General features: G+C 68.1%; 15 protein-coding genes. 11 read left to right on the forward strand and 4 right to left on the reverse strand.

The window, feature by feature from the left end:
* The first annotated feature begins 71 nt into the window (after positions 1–71).
* From SPHME3_RS0115845 to SPHME3_RS0115860, 4 genes are all read left to right on the forward strand, one after another.
* Positions 72–833, forward strand: coding sequence for a metallophosphoesterase family protein (locus SPHME3_RS0115845; protein WP_017978379.1), 762 nt, complete (start codon positions 72–74; stop codon positions 831–833).
* A 233-nt stretch (positions 834–1,066) separates the two neighbouring features.
* On the forward strand, positions 1,067–1,294 hold the full coding sequence (locus tag SPHME3_RS0115850; RefSeq protein ID WP_017978378.1) for a hypothetical protein: 228 nt from the start codon (positions 1,067–1,069) through the stop codon (positions 1,292–1,294).
* Between the two features lie 317 nt (positions 1,295–1,611).
* Positions 1,612–2,595, forward strand: coding sequence for an aspartate carbamoyltransferase catalytic subunit (locus SPHME3_RS0115855; protein WP_017978377.1), 984 nt, complete (start codon positions 1,612–1,614; stop codon positions 2,593–2,595).
* Positions 2,592–3,812 carry a dihydroorotase gene (locus SPHME3_RS0115860; protein WP_017978376.1) on the forward strand — a complete coding sequence of 407 codons (1,221 nt, stop codon included), beginning with the start codon at positions 2,592–2,594 and terminating at the stop codon, positions 3,810–3,812. Before SPHME3_RS0115855 ends, SPHME3_RS0115860 begins: the two co-directional genes overlap by 4 nt.
* A gap of 25 nt (positions 3,813–3,837) precedes the next feature.
* On the opposite strand, the gene SPHME3_RS0115865 is transcribed toward SPHME3_RS0115860, so the two are convergent.
* From SPHME3_RS0115865 to SPHME3_RS0115875, 3 genes are read right to left on the reverse strand one after another with little or no spacing between them, the layout of a single operon-like run.
* The gene (locus SPHME3_RS0115865) at positions 3,838–5,145 is read right to left on the reverse strand and encodes an SPOR domain-containing protein (RefSeq protein ID WP_017978375.1); all 1,308 of its coding nucleotides are present in this window, start codon (positions 5,143–5,145) and stop codon (positions 3,838–3,840) included.
* Between the two features lie 46 nt (positions 5,146–5,191).
* Positions 5,192–5,626: a hypothetical protein gene (locus SPHME3_RS0115870; RefSeq protein WP_017978374.1), complete on the reverse strand. Its 435-nt coding sequence runs from the start codon at positions 5,624–5,626 to the stop codon at positions 5,192–5,194.
* Between the two features lie 25 nt (positions 5,627–5,651).
* Complete coding sequence (locus tag SPHME3_RS0115875) at positions 5,652–6,374, reverse strand: ParA family protein (RefSeq protein ID WP_017978373.1); 723 nt, start codon at positions 6,372–6,374, stop codon at positions 5,652–5,654.
* A gap of 151 nt (positions 6,375–6,525) precedes the next feature.
* Here SPHME3_RS0115875 and SPHME3_RS0115880 point away from each other — a divergent pair, with 151 nt between their 5' ends.
* Positions 6,526–7,539, forward strand: coding sequence for an SPOR domain-containing protein (locus tag SPHME3_RS0115880; protein ID WP_017978372.1), 1,014 nt, complete (start codon positions 6,526–6,528; stop codon positions 7,537–7,539).
* A 79-nt stretch (positions 7,540–7,618) separates the two neighbouring features.
* On the opposite strand, the gene serB is transcribed toward SPHME3_RS0115880, so the two are convergent.
* Positions 7,619–8,494, reverse strand: a complete 876-nt coding sequence (gene serB / locus SPHME3_RS0115885; protein ID WP_017978371.1) for a phosphoserine phosphatase SerB — start codon at positions 8,492–8,494, stop codon at positions 7,619–7,621.
* Between serB and miaA the strand changes: the two genes are divergently transcribed.
* From miaA to leuA, 6 genes are all read left to right on the forward strand, one after another.
* Entirely contained in the window at positions 8,493–9,416 is a 924-nt protein-coding gene (gene miaA / locus SPHME3_RS0115890) for a tRNA (adenosine(37)-N6)-dimethylallyltransferase MiaA (protein ID WP_017978370.1), read from the forward strand. The genes serB and miaA overlap by 2 nt on opposite strands.
* Before the next feature lie 71 nt (positions 9,417–9,487).
* Positions 9,488–11,245 carry a biosynthetic-type acetolactate synthase large subunit gene (gene ilvB, locus SPHME3_RS0115895; RefSeq protein ID WP_017978369.1) on the forward strand — a complete coding sequence of 586 codons (1,758 nt, stop codon included), beginning with the start codon at positions 9,488–9,490 and terminating at the stop codon, positions 11,243–11,245.
* Between the two features lie 145 nt (positions 11,246–11,390).
* Positions 11,391–11,906, forward strand: coding sequence for an acetolactate synthase small subunit (ilvN, locus tag SPHME3_RS0115900; protein ID WP_017978368.1), 516 nt, complete (start codon positions 11,391–11,393; stop codon positions 11,904–11,906).
* A 123-nt stretch (positions 11,907–12,029) separates the two neighbouring features.
* Positions 12,030–13,049 (forward strand): ketol-acid reductoisomerase, encoded by a 1,020-nt coding sequence (gene ilvC / locus SPHME3_RS0115905; protein ID WP_017978367.1) that lies wholly within the window; start codon positions 12,030–12,032, stop codon positions 13,047–13,049.
* 263 nt (positions 13,050–13,312) lie between these two features.
* On the forward strand, positions 13,313–13,921 hold the full coding sequence (locus tag SPHME3_RS0115910; RefSeq protein WP_017978366.1) for a YceI family protein: 609 nt from the start codon (positions 13,313–13,315) through the stop codon (positions 13,919–13,921).
* A gap of 236 nt (positions 13,922–14,157) precedes the next feature.
* On the forward strand, positions 14,158–15,816 hold the full coding sequence (gene leuA / locus SPHME3_RS0115915) for a 2-isopropylmalate synthase (protein WP_017978365.1): 1,659 nt from the start codon (positions 14,158–14,160) through the stop codon (positions 15,814–15,816).
* The last annotated feature ends 4 nt before the right edge of the window (positions 15,817–15,820 follow it).

The following is a 15,820-nucleotide window of genomic DNA, read 5'->3' on the forward strand; positions in this document are numbered from 1 at the left end:
GCGCGGTTCAGGGTGTTGCCGCCACCGGTACGGCGCCCTATCTGCCCTGCCTGCTCGACTGACGGGATTTCATGCTCAAAAAGTTGCTACAGGGGCGCCGCGCGGCGGCCGCTCCCACCCCTGCGATCCCCGATGGCGAACGCGTCTATGCGGTGGGCGATATCCATGGCTGTGACGACCAGCTGAGCCGCCTGCTCAGCGCGATCGACGCGGACGACGCGGCGCGCGGGCGCGCGCAAACGACGTTGATCTTCCTCGGCGACCTGGTCGATCGCGGCCCGGCCTCGGCGGGTGTCATCGAGCGGCTGTACCGTCTGGCCGCAGACCGCCCCGCCACCCGGTTCCTGCTCGGCAATCACGAAGAGGTGTTCCTCGACGCACTGAAGGGCGACCCGAAGGCGCTACGCATGTTCTGCCGCATCGGCGGGCGCGAGACGATCCTGAGCTATGGCGTCGATTCCACCGAGTACGACCGGATGGACTATGACGAGCTGCATCAGGCGATGCAACGCCACGTGCCGGCCGAGCATCAGGCGTTCGTCGAGCGATTCGAAGACCTGATCGTAATCGGCGACTATGCCTTCGTCCACGCTGGCGTCCGCCCCGATACCGATCTGGCGGCCCAGCGCACCGCCGACCTGCGCTGGATTCGCAAGCCGTTCCTCGATCACAACGGCCCGCTGGAGAAGGTGATCGTCCACGGCCACACGATCAGCGAAGACCTCGACGTGCAGGGCTATCGCATCGGCGTCGATACGGGCGCCTACCAGACCGGCCGACTGACCGCGCTGGGACTGGAGGGCACCGAGCGCTGGACCGTGCAGGTCGGCTGACGGGCTGAAGGGATACTCTGGCCCGGTCAGGCGTTGTTGGCGCGGCATATGGGGGGGTTCATGCCGGACCGACCCCTGCTATGACCGCGGAGACGGCATCATCCGGTGTCGTATGAAATGCTGTCCGCGAGCGTAAACGGCCGGCGTGAGTGGTTGTCTTGTTTACCTGTTTATGGCAGGGCGACCGTGACGAACATGAAGAGGGAGTTTTTATGCGTCTTGGGAAGTATCTGATGGCCGCTGCGGCCGCGACGATGGCTGTTGCTCCGGCGGTTGCCGCTCCGGCGAACCCGGCGGCGAGCCTGTCGGTCGCCAAGTCGGTCCGCACCGGTTCGGTGTCGGGCAAGAAGAACGAGCTGGCCGGTGGCGGCATCCTGATCGCCGTTCTGGCGGTCGCTGCCGTGGCTGCTGGCATCGTCGTCGTCGCCGACGACAACAGCGGCAAGGCCGACAGCAACTAAGTTGCTGTGACAACTTCGGTTGGGAAATAGCGGTCTTCGGGCCGCTATTTTTTTGCCCGCCGTCTGCCGCCCGGTTCGCGGCTAGTGCGTGATGACATGGCGTTCATCCCCCTTCTCCGTTCGCCCTGAGCCTGTTGAAAGGCAGGGCGCCACAGGCGAGGTCGGCGCTTGCGGGCACCTGTGCTTCGCAAGCTCAGCACGAACGATTCTAAATCATGTCATCCGGCTCTAGCCCATGGCGGAGGGTTATCGTGATGATGCGACCCCAGCCCTTCCCGGTTGCCCCTGCCCCGCGCGCCCGCTAACCGGGCGACTTGATGCAAGCCTCCGATCACAGCCCCGCCGCCCAGCTTCCGGGCGGCGCCGTTTTCCCGCACCGGCACCTGACCGGCATCGACGGCCTCCAGCCGCATGAGATCGCCTTTCTGCTCGACGAGGCGGAAACGTGGATCGCCGCGAACCGCAACCATGCGGCGCCCGACAAACGCCTCGACGGCCTCACGCAGATCAACGCCTTCTTCGAAAACAGCACGCGCACGCTGCTGAGCTTCGAAATCGCGGGCAAGCGCCTGGGCGCGGACGTCGTCAACATGCATGCCGCGCAGTCGAGCGTGAAGAAGGGCGAAACGCTGATCGACACCGCGCAGACGCTGAACGCCATGCGCGCCGACGTGATCGTCATCCGCCATATGGCCTCGGGCGCGGTGCGGTTGATCGCGGACAAGGTCGACTGCCCGGTGCTCAACGCCGGCGACGGGCGCCACGAACATCCGACGCAGGCACTGCTCGACGCGCTGACCATCCGCCGCCGCCGCGGCAGCATCGCCGGCCAGCGCGTCGTGATCTGCGGCGACGTGCTGCACAGCCGCGTTGCGCGCTCCAACATCCTCGCGCTCACCGCGCTCGCCGCAGAGGTCCGAGTCTGCGCGCCCTCGACGCTGATGCCCAAGGCAGTCGAGCGGATGGGCGTCACCCCCTTCACCGATTTCGACAAGGCGCTGGTCGGCGCCGACGTCGTCATGATGCTGCGCGTCCAGAACGAGCGGATGGCAGGCGATTACATTCCGTCGAGCCGCGAATATCGGCTTCGCTACGGCCTGACGCCCGAGCGAATCGCCCGACTGCCCGATGCATTGGTCATGCACCCCGGCCCCATGAACCGCGGCGTCGAGATCGATTCGAGCGTCGCGGACGGGCCGCAATCGGCGATTACCGAACAGGTGGAGATGGGGGTGGCGGTGCGCATGGCCTGCCTCGACGTCCTCACCCGCCGCGCCCGCAAGGTGGAGGGCTGGGCATGAGCGTGATCGGCTTCATCAACGCCCGTCTCGCCTGCCCCACCGGCGGCGTCCGCGACGGCAGCCTGCTGGTCCGCGACGGCGCGATCGTCGCCAGCGGCACGATCGACCTGCCCGCCGATGCGACGATCGTCGATTGCGGCGGCAAGACGCTCAGCCCCGGCATCGTCGACCTCGGCGTATTCCGCATCGATCGCGCCGCCTTCCGGGCGGGCGGCATCGTCCGCGTCGCGCTGATGCCGGATGGCAATCCGGTGCTGGACGATCCCGGCATCGTCCAGCGCGCCGCACTGATCGGCAAGCCCGACCTGTGGATCCACCCCATCGCCGCGGCAACGCGCGGCCTGGCCGGGGCAGAGATGGCGGAAATGGCGATCTGCGCGTCCGCGGGCGCGCGTGCGGTCGGCACGGGTCGCGGCTGGATCGCCGATTCGGGCGTCATGCTGCGCGTCCTCGCCTACGCGCGTGACCTCGACATCGTCGTCGTCGCGCATGCCGAAGATGGCGCGTTGACCGCGGGCGCCGTCGCGACCGATGGCGAGACGGCGACGCGACACGGCCTGCCCGCCGCCCCCGCCGTCGCCGAAGCCTTGGCCGTCGCGCGCGACCTGATGCTGGCAGAGGAAACCGGCGCCCGGCTCCATATCCGGCAGGCGACCACCGCTGCGGCCTTCGACCTGATCCGTGCCGCCAAGCGCCGCGGAGTCCGCGTCACCTGCGGTATCACGCCCGCCCATCTGCATCTGTCGGATATCGCGATGAGCGATTTTCGCACCTACGCCCATGTCTCTCCACCGCTGCGCAGCGAGAGCGACCGGCAGGCCGCCCGCGCCGCGATCGCGGACGGGACGATCGATGTGCTGTGCTCGGGCCACGATCCGCACGGCCCGGAAGCGAAGCGCCTCCCCTTCGTCGATTCGGCGGCCGGCATGGCGGGCGCAGAGACGCTGTTGCCGCTGGGGCTGATGCTGGTGCGCAACGGGCTGCTGCCGCTCGAACGGCTGCTGGCGATGCTGTCGGTCAACCCTGCGCGCGTGCTGGGACTGGAGACGGGTACGCTCGCCGCCGGGCAGCCGGCGGACCTGATGCTGTTCGATCCGGAAACGCCGTGGCAGGTCGATGGCACCGCCTTCGCCTCAGAAGGCAATACACCCTTCGACGGCCTGCCCGTACAGGGCCGCGTGCTCCGCGTGTGGAAGGGCGGGCGCGAGATCGCCTAGGCGACCTGCGCTCCCGGTTTGCTCGTCAGCGCGACGCCAGTTGCACCGGCGTCCGCAGCCATTGCGCGATGCGATCCCCCGCCTCGCGGCGGACGAAGCAGGCGCCGCCCTTGGCGCGATAGGCGCGGCACATCTGCACCGCCGCATCGCGGGTAAAGCCACCCAACGACAGACGATACAGCGACCCCTGTTCGGCGGCGAAGCGCGCGCTCGTCGGCTGATGACCGGACAGCGAGGCGAAACGGCGCGTCGCATTGGCCCAGCCCGACCGGGCCACCGCCGGGTTGCTGAACGCACCCAATTGGACGAACCAGTCGCCTGCCGGCGCGGATCGGGCGAGCGGCGTCGCCGCAGGCACGTCCTGCACCACATGGCGCTGACCACTGCCAGCAAGCGCCAGCTTGGCGGGGGTGGCATCGGCGCGGATCAGCATCGTCGGCGCTGGCTGCACCGCATGGTGCTGCGGTGGGAGGTCGACCTTCGCGAATTGGACCGCCGGTGCGGGCGCCTCGGCAGCGACCGGCGTGGGCGTCTCGACCGCGGCCGTCTGCACCGGCGCATCCGGCATCGGCGTCACCGGCGTCGGCGCGTTGAGTGCCAGCGCCACCGGCCGGCCCGCATCAGCAACCGGCCGCACGCCGAGCAGGCTCGCGACCTGATCGGGCGCGCCCTTCGGCTGGGTGAAGGCGGCCCACTGCTCCATCCGTGCGTCGAGATCGGCGGACGACATATCCGCCGCCGCGGCGATCCGCGCCATGTCCCAGCGCCCGGCGAGCGCATAGCTCAACGCCAGGTTCTGGCGGATCTTCGCGGTCGCGCCCGGCGCGCGCGCCGCAGCGTCGAGGATCGTGATCGCGCCCGCCGGATTACCGGCCAGCGCCGTGGCAAGGCCCAGGTCGGCGGCGGGGATATCCTTGGCATGGGCGTCCAGCGTCGCGCGCGCCGCGGACCAGTCGCCCGTCGCGATCTGCGCCAGTGCGAGGTTGAGCGCGGCCTTGCCGTTGCCCGGCATCAGGTCGACGACATCGGCAAAGGTGTCGCGCGCCGACGCGAAGCGCCCTGCCTGCAGATAGCCCTGGCCCAGCAGCATGCGATAGCCCGCGTCGCGCGGTGCCTGCGATACCGCGCTTTCGGCATAGGCCACCGCGGACGGGTCCCGCGTCGCCAGTGCGCGCGCGGCCTTTTCGGCGTCGCGGTGCGCCGCCTTGGCGGTACGCGCCGCCGCGCGGTCGCTCGCCTTGGCAAGGTGATTGCCGGTCGCGGTGCAGCCGACCATCGTGCCGCCGAGCACGAGCGCGGACAGGCCGAGCGACAGTATGAGACGCGGTGTCATCGGATAAACCCCCAGTGTTTCGCGACCCTGGTGCGGTGCGGCCGGGTCATGGCCGAGTCCTTGCGCGCGACAATTGCGCGACGAGCGTATCGACCTCGGGCACCGCGACGAGCAGCGCGTCGAGGGCGTCGGTCAGCAGATCCTGTGCGGATCGATCGGTGATGGCGCTGGCCAGCCGCAGCCGCAGATGCCGATCGGCATCGATGCGCAGCGCCAGGGCCGTCTGCCCTTCGGTTGGCGTCTCGCGCTGGATGCGCTGGGCTGCGGCGAGGGAGACCTCGGCCACGGCGGCGGGTCGGCCGATTTGCGCCGCGAGCAGGTCGCGCTGGACGAGCACGGGTGGAACGCTGTCTGCCGCCCCCATGTCGTTCCAGCCGAGGTCATCGCTCTGGCTGGGGGGAAAGCTCATCAGTGCGCCGCTGCGCATCGCCGGCCGCGCCTGTCCCTTGCGGGCGAGCAGGCCGGACGACAAGGCCGCCATCGGCTTGGACGATGCGGTCACGCGATCAGCCCCCGATCACCCGGCGACCGAAGCCACCGCCCGCCGGACGCGCGCCGAAGCCGGCATGGCCCGACGCATTCGGCACGCTGAACACGGTCCGGCGGAAATTCTTCTCCAGCCGGTCGGCGACAAACGTCCACAATTCCGTGATCTCTGCCGCGGATCGTCCGTCCGGGTCGACCTCCATCACGGTTCGGCCATCGATCATAGACGCCGCGTAATCGGTGCGCTGGTGAATGGTGGTGGGGGCGACGGTGCCGTGCTGCGACAACGCGATCGCGGCCTCGCTGGTAATCCGAGCATGCGGCGTCGCACCGTTGATGACGAACACCACCGGCTTGCCCGCCCGCTCGCACAGATCGACGGTGGCACCCACGGCGCGCAGATCGTGCGGGCTGGGCCGCGTCGGCACCACGACGAGTTCGACGACGGCGATGACGCTCTGGATCGCCATGGTGATCGCTGGCGGCGTATCGATCAGTGCCAGCTTGAATCCCTGCTGCCGCAAGACTTCCAGGTCGGCCTGCAACCGCGCGACCGTGGTCTGCGCGAAGGCAGGAAAGTCGGCGGTCCGCTCGTTCCACCATTCGGACAGGCTGCCCTGCGGGTCGATGTCGATCAGCACGACGGGACCATTGCCGGCCATCTGCGCCTGCACGGCGAGATGCCCCGACAAGGTCGTCTTGCCCGACCCACCCTTTTGCGATGCCACCGCGAGGACGCGCATAGCTTCCCTTCGAACCGTCCAAATCTGTCGCGATACCTGTCAGATCGAGGCTAAGAACCGGTTAATGGGACGGTGTGCGGCGATCCCACTTTGCCTTGCGCGATCTGGCGGGGCATGGTGGCGGCAACACGGGATCAAAAAGGGCAGCGGAATGCGGAACTTCGGTGGACTCGCACGCGCGGCGCTGGCGGCGGGCATGGCGCTCGCCACGCCGGCGGGCGCGCAGAGCGTCAAGGCGGGCGTCGACGCCTGGGGTCGCGGCGATTACGACGGCGCGGTCGCACAATGGCGCGGGCCGGCGGTGGCGGGCGACGCCGATGCGCAGTTCAACCTCGGCCAAGCGTACAAGCTTGGCCGCGGCGTGCCGGTCGATCCGGCGCTTGCGGAAAGCTGGTTCCGCAAGGCGGCGCTCCAGGGCCATTATCAGGCGCAGGACAATTACGGGCTCGCGCTGTTCCAGTCGGGCCGCAAGGCCGAAGCCGCGCCGTGGCTGGAAAAGTCGGTCGCCCGCGGTGAACCGCGCGGGCAGCTGGTGCTCGGCACGATGCTGTTCAACGGCGACGGCGTGCCGCGCGACTATCCACGCGCCTATGCGCTGATGACCCTGGCCTCGCAGGCCGGTCTGAAGGCCGCGTCGGAAACGCTGGCGCAGATGGACCAGTACATCACCCCGGCCGACCGCGAGCGCGGCACGGCGCTGGCCCAGCGGTATCGCGACGAGCTGCGCAATGCGCCGCCTGCCGCCCAGCGCAACACCGCGGTGGCGACGACCAGCGTGCCGCCCTCCCGCTCCGTCGAAACGCCTCGGCCCGCCAAGACGCCGCCGCGCAAGCCGGAGGACGTCATCCCGCCGCACCAGCGCTCGCCCGATCGCCCGGTCAACGACCGGATCGCGCCGCATGAACCGATCCGCAAAGCGCCGGCCGCCGCCGCTGCCCCTGCCGCCATGGGCGGATCGTGGAAAATCCAGCTCGGCGCGTTCAGCACCCAGGCGAATGCCAGCACGCAATGGGCGCGCGTCCGCGGCAAGCTGGGTGGCGCGCAGCCCGTCTACGCCAAGGCGGGCAACGTGATCCGGCTGCAGGCCAGCGGCTTCGCCAACAAGGCCGCGGCGCAAAAGGCATGCGCGGCTTCGGGCGTGTCCTGCGTGGTGGTGGCGCCCTAATTTCGGCGTGGTTCGAGCGGCCTGCCCTCCCCGTCACCCCGGACTCGTTCCGGGTGACGGGGTGGATGCGGATCGTCGCCTACGCCGCCCAATCCTTGCGCGCATAGCCCTGCGCGTAGAGCAACGCGCTCAAATCGCCATGATCCACCCGTGCCGCGGCCGCGGCCGCGACGATCGGCTTGGCGTGATAGGCCACGCCCAGCCCCGCCGCGCCGATCATCGCAAGATCGTTCGCGCCGTCCCCCACCGCCAGGCTCAGCGCCGGGTCGATCCCACGCTCCGCGATCGCGGCACGCAGCGTCTCCTCCTTGGTCGCCGATCCTACGATCGGCTTGGCGACCGTGCCCGTCAGCCGGCCGTTCTCGATCAGCAACACGTTGGCGATTGCCCGATCGAAGCCGATGTCCGCCGCCACCGGCTCGGCGAACCGCGTGAAGCCGCCCGACACCAGCACCGCATGCCCGCCCTGCGCGCGCATCGTCCGCACCAGCGCCTTGGCACCCGGCATGATCGTCACCCGCTCGGCAAGACATTGCGCGATCACGTCTTCGCTCAGGCCCTTTAGCAGCGCGACGCGGGCGTCCAGCGCCCCTTCGAAGTCGAGCTCGCCGCGCATCGCCGCCTCGGTGACGGCAGACACCTCCGCCTTGATCCCGGCATAGTCCGCGAGTTCATCGATGCATTCGACGGTAATCATCGTCGAATCCATGTCGGCGACGAGCAGCGCTTTCCGCCGCGAGGCGGTCGGTTGAACGATAACGTCGGTGGCGGCAAACGCGCCCTCCAGCGCGCCGCGCCCCGCTGCCGCATCAAGGGCGAACGGGACATCCGCCGCGACGCCCTCGTCCAGCCACGCCGCCGCGCCGGGCGCACATCCCGCCGCCGCCAGCCGGTCGACTGCGGCCGACAGGTCGCCTCGCGTCAGCGCTTCGCCTATGAGCGTTGCCGTGAACATGTCCGTCTCCCACCCCAAACCGAGCGTCGCGCTCATCGCAGGGCCGACCGCCAGCGGCAAGTCCGCTGCAGCGATCCGGATCGCCGAGCGCCACGACGGCGTCGTCATCAATGCCGACGCGAGCCAGGTCTACGCCGACCTCCGAATCCTCACCGCCCGCCCCGATGCCGCGGAAGAGGCGCGCGTGCCGCATCGCCTGTTCGGTCATGTCGACGGTGCCGACGCGCGTTATTCCGCCGCACGCTGGGCCGACGAGGCGCGCGCCGCGATCGACGCCGTCCATGCCGAGGGTCGCCTGCCCATCCTGGTCGGCGGCACCGGCCTGTACATGCGGACGTTGCTCGACGGTATCGCGCCCGTGCCCCCGATCGACCCCGCCATCCGCGCCGACGTGCGCGGCCTGCCGGTAGCCGAGGCGCATCGTCTGCTGTCGCAGGAAGACCCCGCGGCCGCCGCCCGCCTCGCCCCGGCCGACACCACGCGGGTGGCACGCGCATTGGAAGTGGTGCGCGCGACCGGCCGGCCACTCGCGCATTGGCAGGCGCAGCGGGTCGGCGGTATCGGCGACCGCATCCGGCTCGCCGCCGCGATCCTGCTCCCCGACCGTTCGTCGCTGTTCGACCGGATCGACGCCCGCTGCGAGACGATGTTCGCCAACGGCGCGATCGAGGAAGTCGCCACGCTGCTCGCCCGTAAAGACCTGCCCGCCGACGCGCCGATCCGTCGCGCAATCGGCGTGCCGCCGATCGGCGAATATCTGCGCGATGCGACCTCGCGCGACGCCGCACTGGCACAGGTTCAGCTCGACACGCGGCGCTACGCGAAGCGGCAATATACTTGGTTTCGCCATCAACCGCCCGAAGAATGGCACATCGCGACAGAATCGAATGAAATCGATGTCGCCATAGCAAGTTTATTATAGAAAAGGGTTGACCCCCCTGGCCCGTCCGGCTACCCGCGCCGCACCAAACGCAATTCTGGTGGAGACGAACCGTGGGCGAAAAGAGCGGAGCAGACATCCTGGTCGAGGCGCTGTGCGATCTCGGCGTGGAGGTCGTGTTCGGCTACCCCGGCGGGGCGGTCTTGCCGATCTATGACGCGATGTTCCGGGCGAACGCCAACGGCACGCGGATCAAGCACATCCTCGTCCGCCACGAACAGGCGGCGACGCATGCGGCGGAGGGCTATGCCCGCTCGACCGGCAAGCCCGGTGTCGTCCTCGTCACCTCCGGCCCCGGCGCGACCAATGCGGTCACCGGCATCACCGATGCTTTGCTCGATTCGATCCCGATGGTCGTCATCACCGGCCAGGTTCCGACCGGGCTGATCGGCACAGACGCGTTCCAGGAAGCCGACACGGTCGGCATCACGCGTCACTGCACCAAGCACAATTACCTGGTAAAGGACCCGGCGAAGCTGGGCCCGACGATCCACGAGGCGTTCCATATCGCAACCAGCGGCCGTCCCGGCCCCGTCGTCGTCGATATCCCCAAGGACGTTCAGGTCGCGACCGCGCGCTACACCAAGCCCGGCCCGATCCAGCACAAGACGTATCGCCCGCGCGTCAAGGCGCCGCAGTCGGAGATCGAGCAGGTCGTCGACATGCTTGCTGCCGCCGAGCGCCCGATCCTCTACACCGGTGGCGGCGTCATCAATTCGGGTCCGGCGGCGTCGCAGCTGCTCATCGAGCTCGCCCGCATCTCGGGCGCGCCGGTCACCTCGACACTGATGGGCCTTGGCGCCTTCCCCGCCTCGTCGCAGCAGTTCCTCGGCATGCTCGGCATGCACGGGACGTATGAGGCGAACATGGCGATGAACCAGGCCGATCTGGTGATCGCAATCGGCAGCCGCTTCGACGACCGCGTCACCGGCCGCCTGGATGCGTTCAGTCCGAACAGCCGCAAGGTCCATATCGATATCGACCGGTCGAGCGTGAACAAGAACGTCCGCGTCGACCTCGCCGTCATCGCCGACGCCGGCCATGCGATGGAGGACATGGTCCGCATCTGGAAGGCGCGCCAGCACCCCAAGCCCGACACCACCGACTGGTGGCGCCGCATCGCCGGCTGGCGCGCGGTCGGCTGTCTCGACTTCCCCGAAACCGCCAGCGACATCATGCCGCAGCGCGCGATCCGCGCCTTGTGGGAGGCGACGCACGCGCGCAACCCGATCATCACGACCGAGGTCGGCCAGCATCAGATGTGGGCGGCACAGCACTTCGGCTTCGAGAAGCCCAACAGGTGGCTGACCAGCGGCGGCCTCGGTACGATGGGCTATGGCCTGCCCGCCGCGATCGGCGCGCAGCTCGGCAACCCCAATGCCTTGGTGATCGACATCGCCGGCGAAGCCAGCATCCAGATGAACATCCAGGAACTGGCGACAGCGACGCAATATCGCCTGCCGGTCAAGATCTTCATCCTCAACAACGAATATATGGGCATGGTCCGCCAGTGGCAGGAGCTGACCTATGAAAGCCGCTACGCCGAAAGCTATTCGGACAGCCTGCCCGACTTCGTGAAGCTGGGTGAGGCCTATGGCTGGAAGGGCATATTGATCGACCGCCGCGACCAGCTGGAGGACGGCATCCAGGCGATGCTCGACCATGACGGCCCGGTGATCGTCGACTGCCGCGTCGCGAAGCTCGCCAATTGCTTCCCGATGATCCCGAGCGGCGCCGCGCATACCGATATGATCCTGCAGGCCAATGAGGTCAGCGGCACGATGGACGACGAGGCGAAAGCGCTGGTTTGACCCTTTATTCCTCCCCGGCACGGGGAGGGGGACCATGCGGAGCATGGTGGAGGGGGAGTGCGGCAAGCGATGGCGCCGGTGGAGGGCCCCCTCCACCACTCGCTACGCGAGCGGTCCCCCTCCCCGTTCCGGGGAGGAATTTGATTTGCACATCAAGACCGAAGCCACCGAACGCCACACTTTGGCGGTCATCGTCGACAACGAACCGGGCATCCTCGCGCGGATCGCCGGCCTGTTCACCGCACGCGGCTATAACATCGAAAGCCTGACGGTCAGCGAGATCACCGCCGACAAGACGGTCAGCCGCATCACCATCGTCACCAGCGCCTCGCCGGCGACGATGGAACAGATCATCGCCCAGCTCGATCGGCTGGTGCCCGTCCACAAGGTGACCGACCTCACCGCGCAGGGCGCGCATGTCGAACGCGAGCTCGCGCTGGTGAAGGTCGCGGGCAGCGGCGATCACCGGATCGAGGCGCTGCGCCTCGCCGACGTGTACCGCGCCCGCGTGGTCGATGCGACGACGACCAGCTTCGTGTTCGAGGTGACGGGTTCGATCGAGAAGATCGACAAGTTCGTCGAGCTGATGGGCGAAGTCGGCCTGATCGAGGTCGCCCGCACCGGTATCGTCGCCATCGCCCGCGGCAAAGAGGCGGCGTAAGTTTCACCACCCGTTCCCCACAACCCTCCCGTCACCCCGGACGTGATCCGGGGTCCCGCTTCTTCAACCGGCGGGACAACAGCGGGACCCCGGCTTGAGGCCGGGGTGACGAAAGGAAGTACAATGAAGGTCTATTACGATCGCGACGCCGATCTGAACCTCATCACCGACAAGAAGATCGCCATCGTCGGCTATGGGTCGCAGGGCCACGCCCATGCGCAGAACCTGCGCGACAGCGGCGTCAAGGACGTGGCGATCGCGCTGCGCGAAGGGTCGGCCACCGCGAAGAAGGCGATCGACGCCGGCTTCAAGGTGCTGTCGAACAAGGAAGCGGCGGCGTGGGCCGACATCGTCATGATCTTGGCGCCCGACGAGCATCAGGCGGCGATCTGGGACGCGGACCTCAAGGGCAATATGAAGCCCGGCGCGGCGCTCGCCTTCGCGCACGGCCTCAACGTGCATTTCGGCCTGATCGAGCCCCCCGCGGACATCGACGTCATCATGATCGCGCCCAAGGGCCCGGGCCATACCGTGCGCAGCGAATACGTCCGCGGCGGCGGCGTGCCCTGCCTGATCGCGATCCATCAGGACGCCAGCGGCAACGCGCATGACGTCGCGCTCGCCTATGCGTCGGGCGTCGGCGGTGGCCGGTCCGGCATCATCGAAACCAACTTCCGCGAGGAATGCGAAACCGACCTGTTCGGCGAGCAGGCCGTGCTGTGCGGCGGCATCACCCACCTGATCCAGGCGGGTTTCGAAACGCTGACCGAGGCGGGCTACGCCCCCGAAATGGCCTATTTCGAATGCCTCCACGAAACCAAGCTGATCGTCGACCTGCTGTATGAAGGCGGCATCGCCAACATGCGCTATTCGATCAGCAACACCGCCGAATATGGCGATATCGTCACCGGCCCGCGGATCATCACCGAGGAAACGAAGAAGGAAATGAAGCGCGTGCTCGCCGACATCCAGTCGGGCCGCTTCGTCAAGAACTTCGTCCTCGACAACCGCGCCGGCCAGCCCGAGCTGAAGGCCAGCCGCAAGCAGGCCGCCGCGCATCCGATCGAAAAGGTCGGCACCGAACTGCGCGCGATGATGCCCTGGATCGGCGCCAACAAGCTGGTCGACAAGGCGAAGAACTAAGCGGTCCTGTAAATCCTCCCCCGCCAGGGGGCGGGGGACCGTTCGGCGCCTGCCGAATGGTGGAGGGGGAGGACGGCGACGCCCGTCCAGCCGAGGCGTGTCGCTTCCCTCCCCCTCCGTCACGGCTTCGCCGTGCCACCTCCCCCTGGCGGGGGAGGACTACGACAGCCAAGCGCGCAACCAACCGTTTCCGAACCGGCACTTTCCCCCTGCGCAGCGTTATGGTCAAACCCGAAACGATTGTTCCCAGGGAGACCCACCACATGCGCCTGATCCTCGCCGCCGTCCTGGCCGCTGCCGCCGTGCCCGCTATCGCGCAGGCCCCCGCCGGCCTGCCCGGCTCGCCGAACGCCGCCGCCGTGACCGCTGGCACCTATGCCGTCGATCCCGCGCACACGCAGGTGACGTGGACGCTCAACCACATGGGCTTCAGCATGCTGTCCGGCCAGTTCGGCGCGGAAGGCGGCTCGCTGACCATCGATCCCAAGCGCCCCGCCGCGGCGAAGCTCGACGTCACGTTCGCGATCAACAAGCTGTCGACCACGTCGGAACAGTTCAAGCATCATCTAGAATCGAAGGACTTCTTCGACGCCGCGACCTATCCCACCGCGCGCTTCGTCTCGACCTCGGTCGTCGCCAACGGCAATCGCGCGAAGATCACCGGCAACCTGACGATCAAGAACGTCACCAAGCCGGTGACGATCGACGCGACCTTCGTTGGCGCGGGCACCAACCCGATGAGCAAGAAGCTGAACTTCGGCTTCCGCGGTACCGCGATGATCAAGCGCAGCGATTTCGGCCTCGGCTATGCGCTCCCCGTCGTCGCCGACGATGTGAAGCTCGACATCAACGCCGCCTTTACCGCGCAATAAAATGGTCGTGCGTGCGGGATGGCCTGAAACTTTTCCGCACGCACCGCCCGTTTGGCGGGTGGACAAAGCCGCCGCGCTCCGTCATGACGCAGCCGTGATGATGAGCGCCGCCGCCACCCTGCGACTTACCCGCCCTTAGGGGCGGCCACTGCTCATGCATGCTCCCCTAAGGGCCGGATAACGCTTCAGCGCCACCTTGCCGCGCCGGCAGCGCGCGGCCGACGACGGGACTCCCCATGCTTCGCGATCCTTCGACCAAATACCGCCCCTTCCCCACCATCGACCTCGCCGACCGGCAATGGCCGTCGCGGGTGATCACCCAGGCCCCGCGCTGGCTGTCGACCGACCTGCGCGACGGCAATCAGGCGCTGATCGACCCGATGGACGCGGAAAAGAAGACGCGCTTCTTCGATCTGCTGGTGAAGGTAGGCCTCAAGGAAATCGAGGTCGGCTTCCCAAGCGCCGGTGCGACGGAGTTCGACTTCATCAGCGGCCTGGTGAAGACCGATCGCATCCCCGACGACGTGTTCGTCCAGGTCCTCACCCAATCGCGCCGCGACCTGATCGAGACGAGCTTCGCCAGCCTCGACGGCGCGAAGCAGGCGATCGTCCACCTCTACAACGCCGTCTCGCCGGCGTGGCGCAAGATCGTGTTCGGCATGACCCGCGACGAGGTGAAGCAGATCGCGATCGAAGGCGCCAAGGTGCTGCGCGACGAGGCCGCCAAGCGCCCCAACACCGATTGGCGGTTCGAATATAGCCCCGAAACCTTCTCGACTGCCGAACTCGATTTCTCGGTCGAGGTGTGCGCCGCGGTGATGGACGTGCTGCAACCCACCGCCGATAAGCCGATCATCTTCAACCTGCCCGCGACGGTCGAGTGCGCGACGCCCAACGTCTATGCCGACCAGATCGAATGGTTCGGCCGCAACATCCCGAACCGCGACGCGGTGGTGATCTCGCTCCACACCCACAACGACCGCGGCACCGGCGTCGCCGCGGCGGAGCTGGGGCTGATGGCCGGCGCCGATCGCGTCGAGGGCTGCCTGCTCGGCAACGGCGAGCGCACCGGCAATTGCGACCTCGTGACCGTCGCGCTCAATATGTACACGCAAGGGGTCGACCCGCGGCTCGACCTGTCGGACATCGATGCCATCGTGAAGACGGTGGAATATGCGACGCGCATCCCCGTCCATCCCCGCACCCCCTATGCCGGCGAGCTGGTGTTCACCGCCTTTTCGGGCAGCCATCAGGACGCGATCAAGAAGGGGTTTGCGGCCCGCGAACAGCAGAACGACGAGGCGTGGGAGGTCCCCTATCTGCCGATCGACCCCGCCGATCTCGGCCGCAGCTACGAAGCGGTGATCCGCGTCAATTCGCAGTCGGGCAAGGGCGGCGTCGCCTGGGTGATCGAACAGGACAAGGGCCTGAAGCTGCCCAAGCGCCTGCAGGCCGATTTCAGCCGCCACGTCCAGGCGCTGGCCGACGAAACCAGCCGCGAGCTCGGTGCCGCCGACATCTGGGGCCGGTTCGAGGCGACCTACCTGCCCCGCGAAGGCGACCGGTTCGTGCTTCGCGACTATGAGGAGCGCGGCACCGCCGGGGATCGGCTGTTCGTCGGCCGCGTCGCGGTGGATGGCGAGGAGCGCTCGATCTCCGGCCGCGGCAATGGCCTGATTTCCGGCGTCATCGCGGCGCTCAGCGAGACGACGGGGCCTGACCTCGACGTAGTCGATTACAGCGAGCATGCCATCGGCCATGGCGCCGATGCGCAGGCCGCGGCCTATGTCGAATGCCGCACCGCCGACGGCCGCACCGTGTTCGGCGTCGGCCTCGACACCGACATTGCCACCGCCTCGGTGCGCGCGGTGCTCAGCGCCGCCAACCGCGCCTGAAGCC

Origin of the sequence: Sphingomonas melonis DAPP-PG 224, from assembly GCF_000379045.1 — a bacterium.
Lineage (GTDB): Bacteria > Pseudomonadota > Alphaproteobacteria > Sphingomonadales > Sphingomonadaceae > Sphingomonas > Sphingomonas aquatilis.

What these genes read in the sequence shown, in the direction of transcription:
- SPHME3_RS0115910 (WP_017978366.1), top strand. Translation starts at nt 13,313, where the DNA reads ATGCGCCTGATCCTCGCCGCCGTCCTGGCCGCTGCCGCCGTGCCCGCT.
- SPHME3_RS0115845 (WP_017978379.1), top strand. Translation starts at nt 72, where the DNA reads ATGCTCAAAAAGTTGCTACAGGGGCGCCGCGCGGCGGCCGCTCCCACC.
- leuA (WP_017978365.1), top strand. Translation starts at nt 14,158, where the DNA reads ATGCTTCGCGATCCTTCGACCAAATACCGCCCCTTCCCCACCATCGAC.
- SPHME3_RS0115860 (WP_017978376.1), top strand. Translation starts at nt 2,592, where the DNA reads ATGAGCGTGATCGGCTTCATCAACGCCCGTCTCGCCTGCCCCACCGGC.
- serB (WP_017978371.1), bottom strand. Translation starts at nt 8,494, where the DNA reads ATGTTCACGGCAACGCTCATAGGCGAAGCGCTGACGCGAGGCGACCTG.
- miaA (WP_017978370.1), top strand. Translation starts at nt 8,493, where the DNA reads ATGTCCGTCTCCCACCCCAAACCGAGCGTCGCGCTCATCGCAGGGCCG.
- SPHME3_RS0115850 (WP_017978378.1), top strand. Translation starts at nt 1,067, where the DNA reads ATGGCCGCTGCGGCCGCGACGATGGCTGTTGCTCCGGCGGTTGCCGCT.
- SPHME3_RS0115855 (WP_017978377.1), top strand. Translation starts at nt 1,612, where the DNA reads ATGCAAGCCTCCGATCACAGCCCCGCCGCCCAGCTTCCGGGCGGCGCC.
- ilvC (WP_017978367.1), top strand. Translation starts at nt 12,030, where the DNA reads ATGAAGGTCTATTACGATCGCGACGCCGATCTGAACCTCATCACCGAC.
- SPHME3_RS0115880 (WP_017978372.1), top strand. Translation starts at nt 6,526, where the DNA reads ATGCGGAACTTCGGTGGACTCGCACGCGCGGCGCTGGCGGCGGGCATG.
- SPHME3_RS0115875 (WP_017978373.1), bottom strand. Translation starts at nt 6,374, where the DNA reads ATGCGCGTCCTCGCGGTGGCATCGCAAAAGGGTGGGTCGGGCAAGACG.
- SPHME3_RS0115870 (WP_017978374.1), bottom strand. Translation starts at nt 5,626, where the DNA reads ATGGCGGCCTTGTCGTCCGGCCTGCTCGCCCGCAAGGGACAGGCGCGG.
- SPHME3_RS0115865 (WP_017978375.1), bottom strand. Translation starts at nt 5,145, where the DNA reads ATGACACCGCGTCTCATACTGTCGCTCGGCCTGTCCGCGCTCGTGCTC.